At 56.6% G+C, this 20333-nt stretch carries 21 protein-coding genes; 11 read left to right on the forward strand and 10 right to left on the reverse strand.

The features are described 5' to 3' along the window. Positions 1–5: 5 nt before the first annotated feature. The 3 genes from H7849_RS19155 to H7849_RS19165 form a co-directional block, all read right to left on the reverse strand. The gene (locus H7849_RS19155) at positions 6–1154 is read right to left on the reverse strand and encodes a S1C family serine protease (RefSeq protein WP_186741632.1); all 1149 of its coding nucleotides are present in this window, start codon (positions 1152–1154) and stop codon (positions 6–8) included. A 90-nt stretch (positions 1155–1244) separates the two neighbouring features. Next, positions 1245–1895: a dephospho-CoA kinase gene (coaE, locus tag H7849_RS19160; protein WP_186741634.1), complete on the reverse strand. Its 651-nt coding sequence runs from the start codon at positions 1893–1895 to the stop codon at positions 1245–1247. 5 nt (positions 1896–1900) lie between these two features. Further along, on the reverse strand, positions 1901–2827 hold the full coding sequence (locus H7849_RS19165; protein WP_186741636.1) for a bifunctional 5,10-methylenetetrahydrofolate dehydrogenase/5,10-methenyltetrahydrofolate cyclohydrolase: 927 nt from the start codon (positions 2825–2827) through the stop codon (positions 1901–1903). Between the two features lie 153 nt (positions 2828–2980). Here H7849_RS19165 and H7849_RS19170 point away from each other — a divergent pair, with 153 nt between their 5' ends. The 3 genes from H7849_RS19170 to H7849_RS19180 are packed head-to-tail and all read left to right on the forward strand — an operon-like array spanning position 2981 to position 4872. After that, positions 2981–4036, forward strand: a complete 1056-nt coding sequence (locus H7849_RS19170) for a DNA-methyltransferase (protein ID WP_186741638.1) — start codon at positions 2981–2983, stop codon at positions 4034–4036. Then, complete coding sequence (locus H7849_RS19175) at positions 4029–4628, forward strand: hypothetical protein (RefSeq protein WP_186741640.1); 600 nt, start codon at positions 4029–4031, stop codon at positions 4626–4628. The genes H7849_RS19170 and H7849_RS19175 overlap by 8 nt, the downstream gene beginning before the upstream one ends. A gap of 52 nt (positions 4629–4680) precedes the next feature. Continuing rightward, entirely contained in the window at positions 4681–4872 is a 192-nt protein-coding gene (locus H7849_RS19180) for a Trm112 family protein (RefSeq protein ID WP_186741641.1), read from the forward strand. Between the two features lie 14 nt (positions 4873–4886). Here the strand turns inward: H7849_RS19180 and H7849_RS27135 are convergent, their stop codons facing one another. Beyond that, entirely contained in the window at positions 4887–5015 is a 129-nt protein-coding gene (locus tag H7849_RS27135) for a hypothetical protein (RefSeq protein ID WP_285288902.1), read from the reverse strand. Positions 5016–5211: 196 nt separating this feature from the next. Between H7849_RS27135 and H7849_RS19185 the strand changes: the two genes are divergently transcribed. From H7849_RS19185 to H7849_RS19200, 4 genes are all read left to right on the forward strand, one after another. Then, positions 5212–6675, forward strand: coding sequence for a UbiA family prenyltransferase (locus H7849_RS19185; RefSeq protein WP_251106355.1), 1464 nt, complete (start codon positions 5212–5214; stop codon positions 6673–6675). Positions 6676–6711: 36 nt separating this feature from the next. Beyond that, entirely contained in the window at positions 6712–8052 is a 1341-nt protein-coding gene (locus H7849_RS19190; protein ID WP_186741643.1) for an FAD-binding oxidoreductase, read from the forward strand. After that, the gene (locus tag H7849_RS19195; RefSeq protein ID WP_251106356.1) at positions 8045–8806 is read left to right on the forward strand and encodes an SDR family oxidoreductase; all 762 of its coding nucleotides are present in this window, start codon (positions 8045–8047) and stop codon (positions 8804–8806) included. Before H7849_RS19190 ends, H7849_RS19195 begins: the two co-directional genes overlap by 8 nt. Before the next feature lie 206 nt (positions 8807–9012). Next, positions 9013–9726, forward strand: a complete 714-nt coding sequence (locus tag H7849_RS19200; protein ID WP_222439688.1) for a PIG-L deacetylase family protein — start codon at positions 9013–9015, stop codon at positions 9724–9726. Between the two features lie 3 nt (positions 9727–9729). Here H7849_RS19200 and H7849_RS19205 read toward each other — a convergent pair whose 3' ends face one another. Next, positions 9730–10044 (reverse strand): FmdB family zinc ribbon protein, encoded by a 315-nt coding sequence (locus tag H7849_RS19205; protein WP_186741649.1) that lies wholly within the window; start codon positions 10042–10044, stop codon positions 9730–9732. A gap of 40 nt (positions 10045–10084) precedes the next feature. Continuing rightward, complete coding sequence (locus H7849_RS19210; RefSeq protein WP_186741651.1) at positions 10085–10777, reverse strand: DsbA family protein; 693 nt, start codon at positions 10775–10777, stop codon at positions 10085–10087. A gap of 156 nt (positions 10778–10933) precedes the next feature. Here H7849_RS19210 and H7849_RS19215 point away from each other — a divergent pair, with 156 nt between their 5' ends. Then, the gene (locus H7849_RS19215; RefSeq protein WP_186741653.1) at positions 10934–11272 is read left to right on the forward strand and encodes a histidine triad nucleotide-binding protein; all 339 of its coding nucleotides are present in this window, start codon (positions 10934–10936) and stop codon (positions 11270–11272) included. A gap of 1 nt (position 11273) precedes the next feature. Here the strand turns inward: H7849_RS19215 and H7849_RS19220 are convergent, their stop codons facing one another. The 3 genes from H7849_RS19220 to H7849_RS19230 all read right to left on the reverse strand — a co-directional run bounded on the left by H7849_RS19220 (position 11274) and on the right by H7849_RS19230 (position 14938). Continuing rightward, a complete protein-coding gene (locus H7849_RS19220) occupies positions 11274–12263 on the reverse strand; it encodes a substrate-binding domain-containing protein (RefSeq protein WP_186741655.1) in 990 nt (329 codons plus the stop codon). Between the two features lie 261 nt (positions 12264–12524). Next, positions 12525–13355 (reverse strand): response regulator, encoded by an 831-nt coding sequence (locus tag H7849_RS19225; protein ID WP_186741657.1) that lies wholly within the window; start codon positions 13353–13355, stop codon positions 12525–12527. A gap of 758 nt (positions 13356–14113) precedes the next feature. Continuing rightward, positions 14114–14938 carry a DNA-formamidopyrimidine glycosylase gene (locus tag H7849_RS19230; RefSeq protein ID WP_186741659.1) on the reverse strand — a complete coding sequence of 275 codons (825 nt, stop codon included), beginning with the start codon at positions 14936–14938 and terminating at the stop codon, positions 14114–14116. Positions 14939–15193: 255 nt separating this feature from the next. Here H7849_RS19230 and H7849_RS19235 point away from each other — a divergent pair, with 255 nt between their 5' ends. From H7849_RS19235 to H7849_RS19245, 3 genes are all read left to right on the forward strand, one after another. Continuing rightward, a complete protein-coding gene (locus H7849_RS19235) occupies positions 15194–17377 on the forward strand; it encodes a beta-galactosidase (protein ID WP_251106357.1) in 2184 nt (727 codons plus the stop codon). A gap of 94 nt (positions 17378–17471) precedes the next feature. After that, positions 17472–18023: an REP-associated tyrosine transposase gene (locus H7849_RS19240; protein ID WP_186741661.1), complete on the forward strand. Its 552-nt coding sequence runs from the start codon at positions 17472–17474 to the stop codon at positions 18021–18023. A gap of 190 nt (positions 18024–18213) precedes the next feature. Further along, positions 18214–19014: a hypothetical protein gene (locus H7849_RS19245; protein WP_186741663.1), complete on the forward strand. Its 801-nt coding sequence runs from the start codon at positions 18214–18216 to the stop codon at positions 19012–19014. 87 nt (positions 19015–19101) lie between these two features. Here H7849_RS19245 and H7849_RS19250 read toward each other — a convergent pair whose 3' ends face one another. Next, on the reverse strand, positions 19102–20244 hold the full coding sequence (locus H7849_RS19250) for an IS481 family transposase (protein ID WP_251106358.1): 1143 nt from the start codon (positions 20242–20244) through the stop codon (positions 19102–19104). Between the last annotated feature and the right edge of the window lie 89 nt (positions 20245–20333).

Genomic DNA, 20333 nt, shown 5'->3' on the forward strand with positions numbered 1-20333 from the left:
AATTCTTAGACCGACCGGTCTCCAGCTTCGCCCAGCGTCAACCGAGTCGTCAGCTTGCGGCGGCCGCGGAAGAACGTAATCGTCACCACATCGCCCGCCTGATGATGGTCCATGATCTCGTCAATGTCCTGTGTGCTTGCCACCTGCTGATCGTCGACGCCGACAATCAGGTCACCGCCAAGATAAATCTGCATGTTGCCGAGGTATGCCGTCTGATTCCCGCCATGCAGCCCTGCGTGCTCCGCCGGACCGCCCGGCAACACACGCTGAATCAATACGCCATAATCAGCAGCCAGCCCCATCTGGTCAGCGAGATCAGGGCCGATCGGATAAGACACAATCCCCAGCGAAGGCCTGCGCACCCGGCCATAGCGCTGGAAATCGCTCAGCACAGCCTTCGCCGTATCGATAGGAATGGCAAAGCCAATACCAGCATTCTGCTCCACATCCTGGTTCGGATTGGTGGCAATCAGCGAAGTAATACCGATCACCTCGCCACGCGAATTCAGCAGCGGGCCACCGGAGTTGCCGGGATTGATGGCCGCATCCGTCTGGATCGCATTGTCGATCAGATCGCCGCTAGGCCCGCGAATCGACCGCTTGGCGCTGATAATGCCCGTAGTCATCGTGCCGCTCAGGCCAAATGGATTGCCAATCGCATAGACCTTCTGCCCCACAACCAGATTGCGCGAATCAGCCAGCGTGGCGGGCACAAGATTCGGTGCGCTGATCTGCAGCAGCGCTAGATCATGGTGTCGGTCCTTACCAATCACACGCGCCTTGTAGCGATGCTTGTCAGAAGTGGTGACCTCTACCTGCGTCGCATCGGCAACCACGTGGTAGTTGGTAAGAATCTGGCCTTCTTTGTTGAGAATGAACCCGGAACCCTGCCCCTGCTGCGGCACCGCGCCCCAGAAGAAATCGAAGGCAACCGCAGAAGCCGTGATATTTACCACAGACGGTAGCGCCCTCTTGTAAACAGAAATATTATTCAGCTCTTCGGAGTCGTACTCCGGAGCGGCGTGCGCCTCTGTCAGATGCAGCGAACCGGGAGCAATCGACGGCGGCATTTGGTTCGCCGGCCGAGTTCGATTGAGAACCAGCCAGAAGCCGCCAACCAGAACGAGCACCAAAACAATCCTGCGAAAAATCATTGCGACATCATCCGTTCAAATGTGATTGCCTGGCTGTCGGCATCCGGGGGACAAGGGCAGCCGGAAAAGCATTGCTTCTATTTTATCGAGTCAGGCACTGCGCAATCGGCCAAAGACCTCGTCAACCTCTTGCCGCGTGCGCTCCAGCGATCCGCTGTTGTCAATCACGTAGTCCGAAAACGGAATCTTCTCGCTATCCGGAATCTGTGCCGCAAGCCGCGAGCGCGCATCCTCTTCGAATAGCTTGAGTTGCTCCGCGTTCACCTGCATACCAGTGCCAATACGCTCAAGAAAACGCTGGATCTTCACGTCGTCCGGAGCCGTCACCAGCACGATCTTGTCAAAACGATCCTTCCATCCGGGAACGCTGCCGGAAACCCCTGCCTCAAAGATCAACGCCGATTCGATCATGGCAATCGCATCCGGCTCGCGCGCCTCCAGATCGTTTGCCCACTCCTCCTGCGCGGCAATCACCGCGGGATGAACGATTCGATTCAGCTCGTCCAGCCTGCCTTGGCGAAATGCCAGCTCGGCAAGTAGCGGGCGATTCAGCGTACCATCAGCACGAACCACTTCCTTGCCGAACTGCTCAACAATCTGCCGATATACTCCCTCGCCCGGCTGCATCAGTCTGCGCCCAACTTCGTCTGCCGATATGACGTGAACGCCACGCGCCGCAAACATCTCCGCGACGGTGCTTTTGCCGCTGCCCAGACCTCCTGTAAGCCCTACGCGCAGCATCGGTCTCAGGCCGCAAGCCCGCGCCGCAGTTTCGCCGCGCGCACAGTGTTCGCCATGAGCATGGCAATCGTAAGCGGCCCAACGCCACCGGGGACAGGTGTATACGCGCCTGAAGCCTTGAACGCCTCGGGATGCACATCGCCCACAATCGTCGATCCTTTCAGAACAAACATCTCTTCGCGCTTGGCGTCACCGGCAAAATACTTGTCGAATTCCTCGCGCGTTGTGACGCGGTTGATCCCGACATCGAGAATCGTCGCGCCCCGCTTCACCAGATCAGGTGTCACATATCCCGGCCTTCCAATCGCCGCCACCAGAATGTCCGCATTCCGCGTGTAGCTGCCCAGGTCGCGCGTCTTGCTGTGGCAAATGGAGACTGTCGCGTTCTCGTGCAACAGGAGAATTGAAATCGGCTTACCCACAATATCGCTGCGCCCAATCACGACCGCATTCTGCCCCGCAATCGGCAGATTGCTCCGCTTCAGCATCTGAATCATGCCCGCCGGCGTGCACGGCACAAGCCCCGGCTGCCCCGCCTGCAGTCGTCCCACGTTCACGGGATGAAATCCATCCACATCCTTTGCCGGAGAAACCGCCTCCAGCAGCAGCTTCGCATTCACCTGTTTCGGCAGAGGCAGCTGAATGAGAATGCCGTCAATATCCTCGCGCGCATTCAACTGCGCCACCAGCTCAAGCATCTCCTCCGTCGTGACCGTATCAGGAGGCGTAATCAGGTCCGAAAAGATTCCAAGCTGCCCGCTGGTGCGAACCTTACTGCGTACATAAATCTCAGAAGCCGGCACATTGCCCACCAGCACCGCAGCCAGACCGGGGCGAATGCCCTGCACAGCTAACTGCTCAACCTCCGCCGCAACTTCCGCCTTGATCTGCGAGGCGATTGCATTTCCATCAAGAACACGTGGTGTAGTCATCTCTCTGTTCATGGTAAAGGATGGGTGCTAGGGTGGTGTTGCTCAATCCGGACATGCGCTGGTTAAATCGCGGAGGTCACTTGCTAGAGACTTGGGTAAAGGCGCAAAACGTTGTAACAATACGTTAGTCAAGTTTAAATGGAGTGGATTCGAATGAGGCAGGCGATCGAGAGGAATACGTCTTCAGAGCGGACGGCCAATGCGCAAGAAGGCTCCGTTAAGCGGCCGTATGTGGAGCTAGTAAGCCGAGCACAAGTTTCCTTCCTCATACCATTGAACGACGCAGATCCTGGGGCGCTGGAAATCTATCGTGAAGCTAACAATCACTACCGGACGGTGCCCTGGCCTGCCCCTTTTGACAAAACTACACACCGGTTGCGACTTGGGGATGCAAGGGACCTCTCCTGGATACCTGATAGTTCTGTTCATTTAGTGGTGACATCACCGCCTTATTGGACCTTAAAGGAGTATGTTCGGGACAACCAATCACAACTCGGGGATATCGCGGATTACGAGCAATTCCTGGTTGAACTGGATAAGGTCTGGAGACACTGTGCTCGCGTACTTGTACCGGGCGGGCGAATCTGTTGTGTAGTTGGTGACATTTGCGTATCGAGAAAGCGTGGAGGCCGACATCACGTGATGCCGTTGCACGCTGATATTCAAGTCCGGTCTCGAAAGCTAGGGCTCGACTGCTTGACACCAATCTTGTGGCAAAAAATCACCAACGGTGCCACAGAGGCGGAAGGAAATGGTGCCGGTTTCTACGGGAAGCCGTATCAGCCAGGTTCCATTGTAAAAAACGACACGGAATTCATCTTGTTATTGCGGAAAGGTGGAGAATATCGTTCCGCCGAACCAGTGCAGAAGGTGCTCTCCATGTTGACAAAGGATGAGATGCAAGGATGGTTGCGTTCCGGTTGGGCCGATCTTCCGGGGGCATCGACCACCAAAAGTAAACACCCTGCGCCTTATCCCATCGAACTGGCCGAACGGCTTATCAAACTTTTTTCATTTGCTGGCGATACAATTCTCGATCCGTTCCTTGGAACGGGTTCTACAACTGCTGCTGCTATAAGGACCGGTCGTAATTCCATCGGCATCGAAATTGAACCGTCATACCTAGAAGTAGCTCGACAGAAAATATCGGCCTTGTCCCGGGTAAAACGCATGGCGGGGGCCACGTCATGCGAGGTAATTTGTGGCTGATTACAGGCTGCTAAAGGAGTTTCGCAGGCTTTTTGACGGTAAGAAATACGAGCACCGTCGTTCGAATTTGGGCGACTTTGTGGCCATACACCTCTATGAAGATTTAGTGGCTGTAAACAAGTCAGAGAGATATGTTCTCTCTGTCGAGAGAATGTCTAGCGTGCTCAATGTTCAGAACAAGCGGAAAGGCATCGAAGCAAGGCGAGGCGACGGAACATTCGGAGAGCTTATCGACAGGGTCAAGAGTGATCTCGCGCATCAGATGCAGAACTTCAAGCACCGTGCCGGATCGAGCAAGCCAATCTGCTTCGGAATAGTCGGAATAAATTACGCAGCTGTGACTACGAGCTACGAGGGAGAACGCTGCTACCGAACCGATGGAGGGAAGTACAAACACCCTATCCAAGAAGCAGAGCAAGCCCGTTCACGGCTCGCAGAAGTTGCACCTCTCTATGACGAGTTTGTGATCCTGAAATATCGAGCAACCAATGAGCCGCCGTACTCGTTTGAATGGGTGAATGAGAAGGACACTAAACTCGACTACGGAGCAGCTCTCATGCGTATCAGCAACGAATATCAGAGACGATTCTGAGCGGCGGAAGCTCGCCAATAGACACCTTGCGGCCTCGAAGTACACTGTTGACATGAAAGCCAAGGCGTCTCCCGGACCTATTTCTCCTGATCTGCTGACCATGCTTGCCTGTCCCGTGTGCCACGGCAATCTGCTCCTCGAAGGCGATCAGATTCGCTGCACCCAGTGCCAGCGCAGGTATCCAATCGAAGACGGTATCCCCGTCCTGCTCGCAGACCGTGCGCAGCAGCCGTCCTCCAGTTAGCGATGGACCTACGGCTAGCGATGTATGTATGGATAGATCAGCAGGTAGGCAATTCCGCTGGCGACAAGAATCGCCAGAAAAAGCAGTGCCAGCATCAGTCCCCATGAGGGGCCGCTGTGTTCTCGGGGTTGTTCCTCAGACATGAACCGTCAGTCTCAATCTCCCGTCGTCGGCGCATGATTCTACGAATGAAAAAGGCCGAAAGGGTTTCTACTGAACACTTTACTCTTCCGCTCGCGCAATCAAAACGTCCGCAGACATCGCTGATTTAACAGCATTACCAAAGCAGTCTTGCTTTCCCGTGCATCCTACAAGCGATAATCAACACAGGAGAAGGATTTGCAGGAGCAAGCACAAATTCAGCTGCAGCACCCGGATTCCGGCCTGCTCCGGCCTCTGTGCGTCGACCTCGACGGAACGCTCGTCAAGAGTGACACGCTGGTGGATTCCCTGCTTGTTCTGCTGCGCACTCACCCGCAAAGCATCCTGAAGACCTTCCGCTGGGTGCTGCAGGGCAAAGCGGCCCTCAAGGCGCAGGTAGGCAACATCGTCACACTCGACGTGACGCATCTCCCCTACAATCGCCCTCTACTTGAATATCTCCAGCAGGAGCGCGGGCTGGGCCGCCGCATTTATCTGGCAACCGGCGCCGACGCGAGACTCGCCGAAAAAATCGCAGCCCATCTCGGAATCTTCGATGGGGTGCTGGCGAGCGACGGGAATACCAACCTCACCGGCGGCAATAAGCTGGCCAGCCTCAAGTCTGAATTCCACGGCGAAGACTTCGATTACATCGGCAATGCCCGTCCCGATCTGCCACTGCTCGAGCACGCAGGAGCGGCGATGCTTGCCAATCCGCACGCTTCTCTGCGCACGCTGCTCAAATCCCGCAAGATTCCTATCCACCGGCATTTCGAAGACCGCGCTTCGCACAGAAAAGCATTCCTCAAAGCCATCCGCCTCCACCAATGGGCAAAGAATGTCCTGATTTTCGTGCCGCTGCTGCTCGCCCATTCGCTGAAATTGCCACTCGTCCTCAACGCAATTATGGCGTTTTTCTCCTTCAGCCTCTGCGCCTCGGCCACCTACATCGTCAATGACCTGCTCGATATAGAAACCGACCGCAGGCACCCGAAAAAGCGCTTTCGTCCATTCGCCGCCGGCGACCTTCAGGCCTCCACCGGAGTCGCGATCATCGTTGCCTTTCTCGCAGCCGGATTTGTGGGAGCATACTTCCTGCCCGCTGCATTTCTCGGATGGCTCCTGCTCTATCTCGTCGTTACCCTCAGCTATTCACTAGCGCTCAAACGAGTCGTGCTCGTAGACGTGATCCTTCTCTCCGGCTTGTACACCGTGCGGATGCTTGCCGGAGGCGCAGCCACAAGCATCTTGATTTCCACCTGGCTCGCCGGATTCTCCGTCTTCCTCTTCTTCAGCCTTGCCATGGTCAAGCGCTTCAGTGAGTTGCTGAATCTGCAGGAACGTGGCAATGCGCCTTCGAACGGTCGCGGCTACCTTATCTCAGACATCGAACAACTGCGCAGCTTCGGCACAGCCAGCGGCTACGCGGCCATCGTTGTCTTTTCCCTCTACATCAGCGGAACGAACGTCACGCAACTCTACGCTCATCCCGTGCGCATGTGGCTCATCGTGCCTCTCATGCTGCTTTGGATCAGCCGTGTCTGGCTGCTCGCTTCGCGCGGTGAGATGAACGAAGATCCTGTCATCTTCGCCGTCACCGACCGCATGAGTTTGCTCATCGGCTTGGCCGTCGTCCTCATCGCCATAGTCGCCGCCCTTTGATTTCTCCACAACACGCATCCTTTACGATGGAGAAGAATGCCACGTAACTCGCAGCCGAAGTTTCAGTCCCCGAAGTTCGAATCATGGGGGCGTTACCCAAAACTGGAAGCCGATCTGGTTCCACTGAGTTGGACCACGGATTTCCCGCTCACGCAGCCTCCGGCAACAAAGATCCTGCCCGTTGGCGCAGGGCGCAGCTACGGCGACGTCTGCCTTCTCGGGCACGGAACGCTGCTTCAGGCGCGCGGCCTCGACCGCTTCCAGCACTTCGATCCTCAAACCGGCATCCTCAGATGCGAAGCCGGAGTTACACTCGCCGAAATTCTCGACTTCGCCGTGCCGCGCGGCTTCTTTCTCCCCGTCACGCCCGGAACGAAATATGTGACCGTAGGCGGAGCAATTGCCAACGACATTCACGGCAAGAACCACCACATCGCCGGAACCTTCGGTTGTCACGTGCTGCGCTTCGAGCTGGTCCGCTCCGATGGCGCCCGCTTCGAGTGCAGCCCGTCCGAAAACTCCGATTGGTTTTCAGCAACCGTCGGCGGCATGGGACTCACCGGACTGATCGCGTGGGCCGAGATCCGCCTGCGCCCCATCGTGTCCCGCAGGATTCAATACAAGGGAACCAAGTTCGTCGGCATCGACGAATTTGTGGCGATTTCAAAAGCAAACACGCATTCCGAATACACCGTCGCATGGATGGACTCTGTCGCCACCGGCAACAACTTCGCCCGCGGCATCTTCATGCAGGGCGATCACAATCCGCAGCCCGAGCCGCTCACGCGCAGCAAAGAGCCGTGGCTCACGCTACCGCTCGACCTGCCGGAGTTCGCCCTGAACCATCTCTCCATCGGCCTCTTCAACACCCTTTACTACAACAAGCAATTCAGCAAGGAAAAGACGGCACTCGTCGACTACGAGCCATTCTTCTATCCGCTCGACAGCATCCTCCACTGGAACCGCATGTACGGCAAAAGCGGCCTGCTGCAATTCCAGTGCGTGCTTCCCTGGGAAGAGAATCAGCAGTTCGGCATCATTAACATGATGAAGGCGATCACCGCGTCGGGACTCGCTTCGTTCCTCACCGTCATCAAAGTCTTTGGCGATGCGCCATCCCCCGGCATGCTCTCTTTTCCTATGCCCGGAATCACGCTCGCGCTCGACTTCCCCATTCGCGCCGAACTCAGCTTCGATCTCGTCGACCGTCTCGCGCGCATTACGCAGGAGCATGGAGGCCGCATGTACCCGGCCAAGGACGCGCGCATGACCGCCGACCGCTTCCAATCCTTCTACCCGCAGTGGCAGGAATTCGCGCGCTATGTCGACCCGGCATTCGACTCTGCGTTTTGGCAGAGGGTCACAGCCCGTGGCTAGCAAGCGTCAGCAGCTTCCTTCTCGCGTTCTCGTTCTCGGCGCCACCTCGGCCATCGCCAACGGCGTCATGCGCCCGCTCGCGGAACAAGGCGCCCGTTTCTATCTGGTAGCACGCAGTCCCGAGAAACTGAAGGCGGTAGCCAGCGACCTGGAGACCCGCGGCGCATCCGCTATCTTCACTTGCGTCATGGACCTCGACGACACCGCATCTCATGAGGCAATGCTCGCGGAAGCCGCTGAAAAGCTCGATACAATCGACCTCGCGCTCCTCGCTCACGGTGTGCTCGGCGATCAGGAGCGAGCGCAGACCGATTACGCAACAGCGGAAGCCATTCTGCGAACAAACTTCCTCTCCGCTGTCTCGCTGATCACCTGGCTCGCAAATTACTTCGAAGCAACGCACCAGGGAACGCTCGCCGTCATCTCCTCCGTCGCAGGAGACCGAGGACGCAAAAGCAACTACGTCTACGGCACATCCAAAGGCGCGCTGAACATCTTCCTCGACGGCGTGCGCAACCGCATCGACCGCAGCGGCGTGCACGTGCTGACTATCAAGCCCGGATTCGTCTCCACACCAATGACCGCGCACCTGCCGCAAACTGGGCTCTTCGCACATCCCGCAGCCGTAGGCCGATGGATCCTGAAAGCCATCGAGAAACGCAAAGACGTAGCCTATGTGCCGCCGATATGGGCAGTGATCATGCTAATCATCCGCTCCATCCCCAACTCGATCTTCAAGAAGTTAAATCTCTAGAGACTTTAGCAGTGGCCACAAAAGATGGCTCCCGTCACTCTGACGACCAGCGGGAGAGCCTGTCCTGAGCGGAGCCGAAGGAAAGAATCTGAACGATATTTGGTGACCAGGACCACTGGTCGGCGACAACATTTTGATTATCCTTACTGGCAGGATTCCAAGAACTACTCCGCACGAGTCAAATGAAAAATCTCACGAGAAGAGAAATGCTGGCAACCGCAACAGCCACCGCCATCGCTCTTGGAGCACCGCAGGCGGAGGCACAGAGCAATCAACCCAAACTGAAAATCGTGGTTTGCGGCGGCCATCCCGGAGATCCCGAATACGGATGCGGCGGTACAGTAGCCCGCCTGACAAGCCTTGGCCATGAAGTTGTCTTGCTTTACCTGAACAACGGTGGCTGGCCACCAACATCACCAACCGAGAGAATCGCTGAAGCAAAGAAGGCCTGCGAAATCCTCAAAGCGCGTCCTCTATATGCAGATCAGGAAAATGGCCACGCCATCGTCGACAACGCCCACTACGAGTCCTACGCAAAGCTGCTCAACGCCGAAAAGCCGGACCTCGTCTTCACCCAGTGGCCCATCGACAATCACCGCGATCACCGCGCCCTCACCATGCTCACCTACGACGCATGGAAGAATTCGAACCAGAGTTTCGCGCTCTACTATTACGAGGTCTCAAACGGAGAAGACACGCTGCAGTTTTCCCCAACGCATTACATCGACATCACCGACCAGGAAGCGATGAAGCGCGCCGCCTGCTACGCGCACGCCAGCCAGACTCCCGACCGCTACTACAAATTGCAGGATGACGTAGCCGCCTTTCGCGGCATCGAAGGTGGCTACAAAAGAGCCGAGGCTTTTATTCTGCAGCTGAGAAGTCCAAACGATCCCCTGCGACTGCTCATGCGGCCCTGAGTGCTACTCGCTCTTCGTCGTCGATTTGGACGCGGGCTTAGAATCTGAAGAACTGCTCTCACTCGAAGCAGCCGGCTTGCTTTCAGCCTTGCTGCCATTGCCATCGGCAGTGCTCGGCGCAGGAGATTTACTCGCGCTCTTCGCCGCGTAGTCGGTCACATACCATCCTGACCCCTTGAACTGCACAGCCGGCGCAGAGATCAGCCGCTCCACCTCGCCGCCGCACACCGGACACACCTTCTCTTCCGGAGCGCTGAAGCTTTGAATCTTTTCAAATTGATGCCCGCAGGCCTTACACCGATATTCATACAACGGCACGGATAACTCCCCCTCAAAAAACAAATTCTTTCAGTGCGAACTATCTCCCGCTCGCATGGTGCGCGGCGGCAGGCGCAGCCTTCGTCTCCGCCATCGCCTCATCGATCAACTCATACAACCGCGTCCGGTCCACAACCTCTACAAATGGTGTGCCGCTCGTCTTGTTCGTAACGATCCAGATCGTCGGCGTGTGCTGAATCCCGATGCTCTGCCCAAGGTCGTAATCCGCCTTCACCTCAGCCGCCAGCTTTCCCTGCGGATCGACGACAAAAGGAAACGCCAGCTTGTGATCGTCAGCAAACTTCTGCGCAAAGGCGCGCAGCTGATCCTGCGAGGTAATGCTTACCTGGTTCGCAAACACCGCATCGCGGAAGTCATCGCCCAGCTTCTTCGATTTCGTATCGAACCACCGCGCCGCTACCGCCGCATCAAAGCTCCAGGTGTGAAACGGCAAAGGAAAATCATGCCGCACCCAGGGAATGTTGTATTTGGCCGCAGCGTCCTTCAGCAGCGGATTCGCCCGTGCGCAATCCGGACACTCCAGATCTTCAAACTCATAGATGGCAACGCGCGCCCCGGCAGGTGGACGCAGAGCCTTGGCGTTATGCACCGGCGTACCCGGGCCAGCACTGGGATTTGAAAACTGCCCCATCGCGGGCAAAGCAACCAAAGCAGCAACCCCAACTGTCAATGCCGTCAAGAACCTGAAGGCATAGCGTGAGAAAAAATGCATGCGGATCGAATTCATTCCAACTTAATTTTAACGGAAAGTCGTACAACAAAGCGCTTTCCGTCGTCGGCTGACCCGCTTGCGCCGAAACGGGGCCCAAGACGCGGTCCCTTTGCGTGATGGGGTGGGAAGGCGCTGTCTCTGCGGTATCCTGACCCCATGGACTGCATCTTCTGCAAAATCATCGCCGGACAGATTCCCTCAAAGAAGATCTACGAAGATGATCTCACCTATGCCTTCATGGACATCGATCCGAAAGCGCCTGTGCACTTGCTGATCGTGCCCAGGAAGCACATCGCGTCGCTTGCAGAAGCCGACGCGAGTGATACAGCCTTGCTCGGCCACATGCATGCAGTCGCAAAAAAAATCGGCGCCGAACATAACCTCAGCGCCGGCTATCGAACTGTCATCAATACTGGTCCCGATGGAGGCCAGACCGTTTCCCATCTTCACATGCATCTGCTTGGCGGACGCCAGATGCACTGGCCTCCCGGCTAGCCTACTTTTGCGCCGCAGCCGCTGAATTGCTGAACAGATCCACATTCACCTTGTCTACGACCGCTGTTCCTGTATCGATGAAGACCGGGAACGGCGAGAACGTATCCACACTGTAGTCGCTGCTGAACGTCTTCAGCCCATCATGAAAGACCTGATCCAGCGCCTTCAATCCGATGTACCCCATCGTGTAAGGCTTTTGTGCAATCGTCGCATCGATCACCCCGCTCTTGATCAGATTCAGCGTATCCGGGTCGACATCCATCGCCACCAGCAGACGATTCGAATTGTCGTTCTTCAGCACCGCGGCCACTTCTTTGCCCGCCGAGGCCTCAAGACAAATGAAGGCATCGATCTTCTTGTCGCCTGTCTGCGTCATGAATTGCTGTGCTCTATCAAATGCGGCTGTGGATTGCCCCTTGATGTCAACCACCTCCACCGTCTTGATTCCCGGGTGGTCAGCGAAAACCTCCTGGTACCCCTTGAAGCGGTCATCCAGATTCGGCTGACCCGGCATCGAGAAAAACACGACGTTGCCCTTGCCGTTCGGCAGCTTATTCACCACTCGTTGTCCGCCCAATCGTCCCGCTTGCAGATTGTTCGTCCCGATAAAAAACAGCCGATGGCTGTGCGGAGCATCCGAGTCCATCGTGATAATCGGAATCCCCGCGTCAATTCCTGCGTTGATTTCCGATTGGAATAGCGTTGCATCCGCAACTGAAATGAGGATCCCTGCAGGCTTTGCCGCAATGGCGTGCTGCAACTCGGTCAGTTCAGCCTGCGGGTCATACGTATCAGGACCCACGACCTTCGCCTGCACATGGTACTCAGCGGCCGCCTTGTTAAATCCCTCTACTGCCGTCTGCCAGTAAGTGAGCTTCAGATTGTTCGAGATGAGGTAGTAGGTCTCGTCATGGGAATGACGCTGGCACCCTGTAACAGCTAGCAGTGCGATGGCCATAAACGGCAGGAGCATTGTTTGTGCTTTACGCATAGGGACCTCGCAATTCAAATTGCGCGCCGCGTTGCCGGCCCTGCTTCGGAACCTTGATTTAATCAGCCCAACAATGATGCATCCATGGCCCTTGCAAGCCCAATCCAACGCTACGCGATACGACGAGGAATTGTACTCCTGTTCTCCGGACTTTGCGCAATGCATCTGCTTTATCTGCGCCGAGATACCATCGTTGATCGCCGCAAGAACAAAGGCCCGCACATGGCGGGCCTCTCACTTCTACAGCAAAAATTGATTTACTCAGGCTTCAGCTGCTTCGAGTTCCTCATCTAGACCATGACGCCGCAGCAGGTTCGGCAGGTTCTGCGAGAATGCAGAGCGCGGCATAACCATGTCGCATCCCGCTTCCAGCGCCTTCACCTTCAGATCGCCCTGCAGATGCGAGAGAAATCCAATGATCGAAGTTCCCCGTTTCAGCTTCGCCTTGAGTTTCGGAATGAGCGTAAGCGGCTTCGCATTTGCATTGTTGAGATCGAAAACGATCAGCGATGGCCGCTCATCATCTTTCGCGCTGGTCAGCTTACTGACAACTTCCTTGTCCGCCTTCACAAAGCCAACCTTCACGCCCAGCTTGCGAGCAGTTTCCTGAATCTTAGCCAGGAAGAATAGATCGTCAATGAAGCAGAAGATCCGCGTCGGCGCATCTTCGCGCACCGGGGCTGGCGCTTCCGCGACAGCTTCTGCCGGATGATAGCCGTTCGGATTGCCGTTCCCGTTTCGGTATTCGATCGTCGAAGGAGGCCCGTCCGCTACATTGCCATTCGCCACGCGGTAGCTATGGTCCATCGGGCCGACGAAAACCTGCTGCCGCCTCTGCTTATTTTTGCGGCGCCCTCCACCCTGACCGTTGCTACTCCCGTTCTTCTGGTATTGCCGGTTTTGGTTGGAATACTTCGGTTTTTGTCCCTGTTGCTGCTGGTTCTGGTTGGCTTGGCCATTCGCCTGGGGAGCGTTCGGCTGGCCTTTCGCGCCCTTCCGTCTGCGACGTCTGCGGCGATGCCCCTGGGGCTGGCCTTGCGGCGCGGACCCCTGAGGCGCTTGTGCCTGGGGCTGGTTCTGCTCTGTTGTCATGCTTGCACTTCCTGGTGCGTTGACTTGGTTGCAGCGAAATTCCGGCGGAAAGCCGCTGCTGCTTTCGTTTCATCCGAATTGCCGGGAGATCGGTTGATTCATACTCCTGCACATGTGCCGACATAAACTGGGTTGTCGAGGGAGGAACCGGGTCCTGGCCTGCACTGTGTCACGGAGTCCAATATTTGAACTTTCAACTCGCTATCGCTAAGTTTGGGTGTTTCACCTTGAACCGCCATCGTTTCCGCAATGCGAAGACATACCTACATCAAGGTGATACGCGCCAGTTGAATTCTTGACTGTCGAGAAATGCGGCGAACTTTCCGGTTTTACCTTCCGGCATCAGCCGCTCGATAGGCAAAGACGATACTACTCGTTATTGATACTTCTGGCAAGTAGTTGGATGCAGGAATTTAATTCGGGGTATAAAACCGAACGGCCGCCTCGTTGGGGCGGCCGTTCTGCCTTTCAAAGGCCAATCACTGGCCTCCCTGAAAAGCCCGTCCGCCATCAGGCATCTGGGCAACGACCTCGGCTGGGGTGAGCCTCTTACGGCTCCAACTCTCTTGTACCGAGGTCTGTCCTTTCGTGCTCCAGTTCGAATCCCGGAACACGTACGTCGCTGGCACTCTCTTAATAAGCAATTCTTATGCCGCACGTTCATATATTTAGAATGAATAACTTACATAGAACGCGATACGCGCGACCTTCAGATTATGGAAGGCTGAATCCTGCTTGCTTCACAAATTCATACATCACTACTTCTGGCAGGCTGGGCAATAATGCGTTCCGCGTCCCCCCAGAACCATCCTGCGAATCGGCGTGCCGCACTTCAGACATGGTTCCCCACCCCGCAAATAGACCCGGTGCTCCAGCTGGAAAAATCCCTTCACCCCATCCGCATCCACATAATCTGACACGGACGACCCGCCCAGCTCAATCGCGTGCTTTAAAACCTCCTGCAGCGCCGCGCGCAACCGCTCCAGCCGGTCCTTATTCAGCCGCCCAGCTATCCGCGTCGGCCGGATCCCCGCCCGAAACAGGCTCTCGTCGGCATAAATATTGCCCACCCCATGCAACAGCTTCTGATTGAGCAATGCGGCCTTAATCGATGTCTTCCGTCCCCGAAAAAGCGCCGCAAATTCCTCAATCGAAATCGTTAACGGCTCGCGCCCTGATCCCTGAAAGCCATCGCCTGACGCCCGCCAGTGAATCGCCAGCCGCCCAAACCGCCGTGCATCGACAAACCTCACCTCACGCCCCGAAGCGAGCCTCAAAACGGCGTGTGTATGCGCCGGAACCGCCACCTCGGCGGTGGAGACCAGCAACCGCCCAGTCATCCCAAGATGAACAATCCATTGCGGTTCCGCCTTGCTATTCTCGCCGGAAAGATCGAAGACAATATGCTTGCCGACGCGATACACGCGCTCGATCCGCCGCCCGGCCAGCGCCTCCGCCATCTCCACAGGATCAGTCTTGAACGGCTCCGGTTTCGAACCCAGCCACACCGACTCAATCACCTCGCCTCGCACCCGCTGGTTGACCCCATTGGCAACCGTCTCAACTTCAGGAAGTTCCGGCATAGCCTATATTTTCGCAGAATGAGAAACAAAGCCGCCGTTCCCGACAGCGCACAACTCAAAAGCTGCACAACCCAAAGGCTGTCATCCTGAGCGAAGCGCAGCGAAGTCGAAGGATCTGCTTTCGCCGAAAGCGGGCACGAAATGGGTGCCCCATCCTATCGCGCAGTTTGCGATAGGGTGGGCAGCACAACCGTCAACTCCGGGGATTTACTTTCCGTTCTGTCGGCGCCCATCCGAGCAAACACCACCACATCCGTGATAGATATTTGTGGAGCTTCCGAGGACAACTATATGTCTGATTCAAAAACGCTAAGGGCCGCAACCATCCTCACCACCCTCTTCGCCACCACCGCCCTGGCCCAGACCACCAAACCCCAGCCCTACAACGCCGTCCCTTGGGAAAACGTTCTCTACGGCGTTGCCTACTATAACGAATACATGCCCGCAGACCTGCAACCGGGCCGCCTCGACAAAGACGTCGCCCTCATGAAGCAAGCCGGCATCTCCGTCGTCCGCATGGGCGAATCCACATGGAGCCTCTGGGAACCCGAAGACGGCCGCTTCGAATACGCCTGGATGGACCGCGTCGTCGACGCCATGACCAAAGCCGGGATCAAGGTCATCATGGGCACGCCCACCTACTCCATCCCTACCTGGCTCTACCATGAGCACCCCGAGGTCCTCGCCGAACAACTCGGCGGCGCCAAGCCTTTCTACGGCATGCGCCAGAACATGGACACCGACAGCCCTGTCTACCGCTTCTACTCTGAGCGCCTCATCCGCAACCTCGTCGAGCACTACAAGAACAACCCCAACGTCATCGGCTGGCAGATCGACAACGAAACCTCATCCTACGGTGCCGCTAACCGCGACGTCTTCATCGGCTTCGTCAACCACCTCAAGCAAAAGTTCGGAACCACTGACAACCTCAACAAAGCCTGGTTCCTCAACTACTGGGGCGAGGACGTCAACTCCTGGGAAGACATGCCCACCCGCGACAGCGCCTCCAGCACCAGCTACAAGCTCGAATGGTCCCGCTGGTCACAGATGCGCGTCACCAACTTCCTCGACTGGCAGGCAAAGCTCGTTCGCGAGAACCGCGGCCCGCACCAGTTCGTCACCACCGACTTCGGCGGCGGCATGAAAAGCGAGGTCAACGAGTTCGAAGTCGCCAAAGCCCTCGACATCCCTGCCATGAACAACTACCACGGCATGCAGGACCACATGGACGGCGAGTCCGAAGCCGAAGCAGGCGACTACACCCGCTCCCTAAAGCACAGCAATTACCTCATCACCGAAACCAACGCGCAGACCACCGACTGGACCTCCGCCTACCAGTACCCGCCCTACGACGGCCAGCTCCGCCTCGACGTCTACACCCACCTCTCCAGTGGCGCCAATATGGTCGAGTACTGGCACTGGGCCTCCATTCACGCCGGTCAGGAGACCTACTGGAAAGGCGTCCTCTCCCACGACCTCGAACCAAACCGCGCCTACGCTGAAGTCTCAAAGACCGCGCACGAACTCCAGAAGATCGGTCCGCACCTCGTCGACCTCAACATCAAGAACAAGGTCGCCATCCTCTGGAGCGTCGATTCGCTCAACGCCATCAGTTTCATGCCCTTCACCAGCAATGGCCCGCAGTGGGCCTTCGCGCCGCCCATCGTCGGATACGGCAACCTCGTCCACCAGATGCATCGCGCCCTCTACGATCTCAACATCGGCACCGACTTCGTCTTCCCCGAGAACCCCGACTTCTCGCAATACAAAGTCCTCATCGTCCCCGCGCTCTACATCTCCGACGACGCGCTGTTACAAAAAATCTCTGACTTCGTTAAAAACGGCGGCCACGTCCTTATGACCTTCAAGAGCGGATTCGCCAACGAGAACTCAGCCGTCCGCTGGGTCCGCGCCCCCGGCCCCCTGCGGGAGGCCGCCGGCTTCAGCTATCAGGAATTCTCCAACCTGGAAAAACCATTAGCCCTCAAAGACGACCCGTATCACGTAGGTGCCGACCAGAGCAAAGTCAGCTACTGGGCCGAATTCCTCATGCCCGAACACGCCAAAGCATTGGCCTACTATGACCACCCATTTTTCGGAAAGTGGCCCGCCATCACCGAAAACAACTACGGCAATGGCACGCTGACCTACGAAGGAACCTACTTATCCGACACCCTGCAAAAAGCCGTCGTCGAACAAGTCTTAAAAGAAGCGAACCTGACCGGTCCCGACCAGCAACTCCCCGCGCCAGTCCACGTAAAACACGGAGTCAATCGCGAAGGCAAACAACTCCACTACTACCTCAACTACTCAAGCAACGAGCAGACCTTCACCTACCCCTATAAAGCAGGAACCGAACTGCTCACAGGCAACGCGATCACTTCATCCGGTAAGATCACGTTGCAACCGTGGGATGTTGCCATCGTTGAGGAGAAGTGAAGAGAAAACCGAGGATTACTTTGGTCTGCCACCAAAATCTAAAACGTGGGTGCCCCAGGTCTCGCTTTTGAGACCTGGGATATAGGCTGAGGGCATGCCACGAAACCTGGTCCGGTACCACCAATCAGGCGACCTGCATTTCATCACCTTCAGTTGTTACGGAAGAAGGCCCTATCTCAATACCGCAGAGGCTCGTGATCGTTTCGAGAAATCACTAGAGGCGATGCGACTCCGCTACGACTTCTGGATAACCGGATACGTGGTGATGCCGGAACACGTACACCTTCTCGTCGGCGAGCCTTCAGATATCTTGCTGAACAAGGCCCTGCAGGCACTAAAGCTGTCGGTTGTCGCAAAGCGAAGGGAACGGCCGTTCTGGCAGGCACGATATTACGACTTCAATGTTTACACGGAGAAAAAGCACGTCGAAAAACTCCGGTACATGCATCGCAACCCAGTAAAGCGAGGACTGGCAAGCAAGCCGTGGGATTGGCCGTGGTCCAGCTTCCGGCATTACCTAACCGGACATATAGGCACTGTCGAAATCGAGTCCGAATGGACGGCAACACGCCGAGAACGTGCCACGCCGGAATCCCACGTCTCAAAAGCGAGACGTGGGGCACCCATGGTTTCCCAAGAACAGTGAGATCTGGGCCACCGCCAGCGAGCAGACCATCGCCTTCTCTTACTAAGAAAGCGCTGACCTGCTAACAGGAACCAAGATTAGCTCATCCGGCAAGATCACGCTGCAGCCATGGAATGTTGCTATCATCGGGGAGAAGTGAGACTTACTCTAAATACAACAATAATTGGAGACTCAAATCCTAAAGGAATCTATGCCCCCAGATGAAGAAGTGGAGCAGACAAAAGAAGATTACTCCGAGTGGTCCAAAGGGGCCATATGGGCAGACCCAGGAATACACATTGCTGTTGTGACTGCTGCAAATGACGTCGTGACAGCATTGCGCGCCCTATCGGCCAAAATAAAAGACGGTCTCCACGCGACCGCTGGCCAATCGGGAGAAGATCAAATGCACATGTTCGATCACCATATCCACAAGGAAAAGGAGCTCACATCTATCCGAATAGAGTTATTCCATCTTTTAACTGCTATATCTTCGGAGGGATTGATCAATCGCTTTTGCTACTTTGAACTACCCAATGAGGTATCCGAGACGCTCGAGAAACTTCAACCAACAGAAAAACTTTTGGTGGCAGCAACCTTTCTAGGCCAGTCAAATATAAAGTCTTCCCATGTCTATGGAAGCCTAAAGTATCTCGTAGGATGGAGAAACCTATACGCCCACGGGCACAATCCAGGCCGATCAGCAAGATCGCTACACAAGAACCACGCGGTTTTTCCCGATCCGGAAGAAATCTCGACACTAGAGGACGAGTTAAGTTCCCTGAGGAAAGCGGCAGGGTGTTACCGAAATGTGACCGCTTGGCTCAAAGAAACCGGGACGAGCATGATGACCAAGATTAGCTCGTTCGACAATGAAGCGGCCCGAATCATCGAGATGATTGAGGGCTTCAGTGTGACTAGAAAATGGCTATCGCCAGATTCGAGAGGAGTGCGCTTTCAGTTTTTCGAGTTACATGTCGATCTTGAAAAACTAAGTAGGCTCGGGAATTAGATAGGGCGGGCGGGTGCCCCATTCAAGCCTTCTTTTTGTCAAGTTACACGACATCGTTTGCAGTTTGTCTCTGGACATTCTTTCCAGTTAGGGTCGAGGGTTTTGAGCTGGTATCCAACGCTCGACGATCGTCGAGCGTTGGATGGCGGGATCGAGTTCCCGGATCAGGGTGTTGCAGTAATAGACCTGGAGCCGCTGTTCGACAGGGAGGATCTGCACCCATTCACCGGCCAGAGCGCGACCGATGCGCCACTTGGTATCGGCGATCTCCAGCTTGCCTTGACAGTCGACCTTCAGTACCCAGGCTCCCTCGGGGTACTGCCAGCGCGGCGGGTTGGGATCGTAGCGCCGCTCACTGGGGCGCCAGCGGCTGGCTGGAGTCTGCATGCCCAGGGCTTCGTGCGGACGCAGATGGTTGTGCTCCCAGCGATAGCGGTCCAGCCACTGCTGGGGCGCGTGGCCACGCAGTCCACGCCGGGTGAGCGCGCGTTCCAGCGCGCCGTGAAAGCGCTCCACCTTGCCTTGCGTCTGCGGATGCCCGATGCCGCTCCAGCAGAGGCGTATGCCCTGTTTGATCAGCCACAGCGCCAGTCCTGTCGTCGCCGCCTGTGGTCCGGCCCAACTCCACCAGGGCACGCCGTGATCCATCAGCATGGCCTCGGGCAGACCGCACTCTTGAAAGGCATGCTCCAGCCGCACACGGACCGGCTCGGCCTGGGTGCTGCCCACCGCCTCCAGCGCGATCACATAACGGCTGTGATCATCCAGGATGGAAAGCGGTCCGATCGGCTGGTGCCACGACTTGGGACCCTTGAAATCCATCTGCCACAGCTCGTTGGGCGCGGCCCGCTCGAAGCGCCTGGGCGCGGGGCGATGCCGGTCCTCGGGGCGCACCAGTTGATGGCGCAGCAGAATGCGATGGATGGTGCTTGCGGGCAAACGTGTCCCGCATTGCTCGAGCAATACCTGCAGTTTGCGCGCACCCCAGTCGGGATAGCGGAGGCGTAGCTCGATCACACGCCCTTCCACCTCCGGCGCGGTCTGCTGTGGACTGTGCAGGGGGCGTCGGCTGCGTTCCGCGATGGCTTCCACCCCGCCAGCCCGATAGCGCTCGACCCACAGCCGCCCAGTTGGACGCGAGATGCCAAACTCCCGGCATAAGCTGCTCAAGCTCCGCTCACGGCGCAACGCCGCCACCACAAACCGCACCCGCTGTTCCCGCACGTCCATCGTCTTCCAAGGCATCCTCAGTCTCACTCCCTGCTCTCGCTTCGCTCGCGCAGGGAGTGTAAAGGATGACTAGAAACATCCTGGAAAGC

Source organism: Alloacidobacterium dinghuense (assembly GCF_014274465.1).
Taxonomy (GTDB): domain Bacteria; phylum Acidobacteriota; class Terriglobia; order Terriglobales; family Acidobacteriaceae; genus Alloacidobacterium; species Alloacidobacterium dinghuense.

Excerpts from the sequence above, each read along its gene's own strand:
- H7849_RS19155 (WP_186741632.1), bottom strand. The coding sequence starts at position 1,154 with ATGATTTTTCGCAGGATTGTTTTGGTGCTCGTTCTGGTTGGCGGCTTC.
- coaE (WP_186741634.1), bottom strand. The coding sequence starts at position 1,895 with ATGCTGCGCGTAGGGCTTACAGGAGGTCTGGGCAGCGGCAAAAGCACC.
- H7849_RS19165 (WP_186741636.1), bottom strand. The coding sequence starts at position 2,827 with ATGACTACACCACGTGTTCTTGATGGAAATGCAATCGCCTCGCAGATC.
- H7849_RS19170 (WP_186741638.1), top strand. The coding sequence starts at position 2,981 with ATGAGGCAGGCGATCGAGAGGAATACGTCTTCAGAGCGGACGGCCAAT.
- H7849_RS19180 (WP_186741641.1), top strand. The coding sequence starts at position 4,681 with ATGAAAGCCAAGGCGTCTCCCGGACCTATTTCTCCTGATCTGCTGACC.
- H7849_RS27135 (WP_285288902.1), bottom strand. The coding sequence starts at position 5,015 with ATGTCTGAGGAACAACCCCGAGAACACAGCGGCCCCTCATGGGGACTG.
- H7849_RS19190 (WP_186741643.1), top strand. The coding sequence starts at position 6,712 with ATGCCACGTAACTCGCAGCCGAAGTTTCAGTCCCCGAAGTTCGAATCA.
- H7849_RS19200 (WP_222439688.1), top strand. The coding sequence starts at position 9,013 with ATGCTGGCAACCGCAACAGCCACCGCCATCGCTCTTGGAGCACCGCAG.
- H7849_RS19210 (WP_186741651.1), bottom strand. The coding sequence starts at position 10,777 with ATGCATTTTTTCTCACGCTATGCCTTCAGGTTCTTGACGGCATTGACA.
- H7849_RS19215 (WP_186741653.1), top strand. The coding sequence starts at position 10,934 with ATGGACTGCATCTTCTGCAAAATCATCGCCGGACAGATTCCCTCAAAG.
- H7849_RS19220 (WP_186741655.1), bottom strand. The coding sequence starts at position 12,263 with ATGCGTAAAGCACAAACAATGCTCCTGCCGTTTATGGCCATCGCACTG.
- H7849_RS19225 (WP_186741657.1), bottom strand. The coding sequence starts at position 13,355 with ATGACAACAGAGCAGAACCAGCCCCAGGCACAAGCGCCTCAGGGGTCC.
- H7849_RS19230 (WP_186741659.1), bottom strand. The coding sequence starts at position 14,938 with ATGCCGGAACTTCCTGAAGTTGAGACGGTTGCCAATGGGGTCAACCAG.
- H7849_RS19240 (WP_186741661.1), top strand. The coding sequence starts at position 17,472 with ATGCCACGAAACCTGGTCCGGTACCACCAATCAGGCGACCTGCATTTC.
- H7849_RS19245 (WP_186741663.1), top strand. The coding sequence starts at position 18,214 with ATGCCCCCAGATGAAGAAGTGGAGCAGACAAAAGAAGATTACTCCGAG.
- H7849_RS19250 (WP_251106358.1), bottom strand. The coding sequence starts at position 20,244 with ATGGACGTGCGGGAACAGCGGGTGCGGTTTGTGGTGGCGGCGTTGCGC.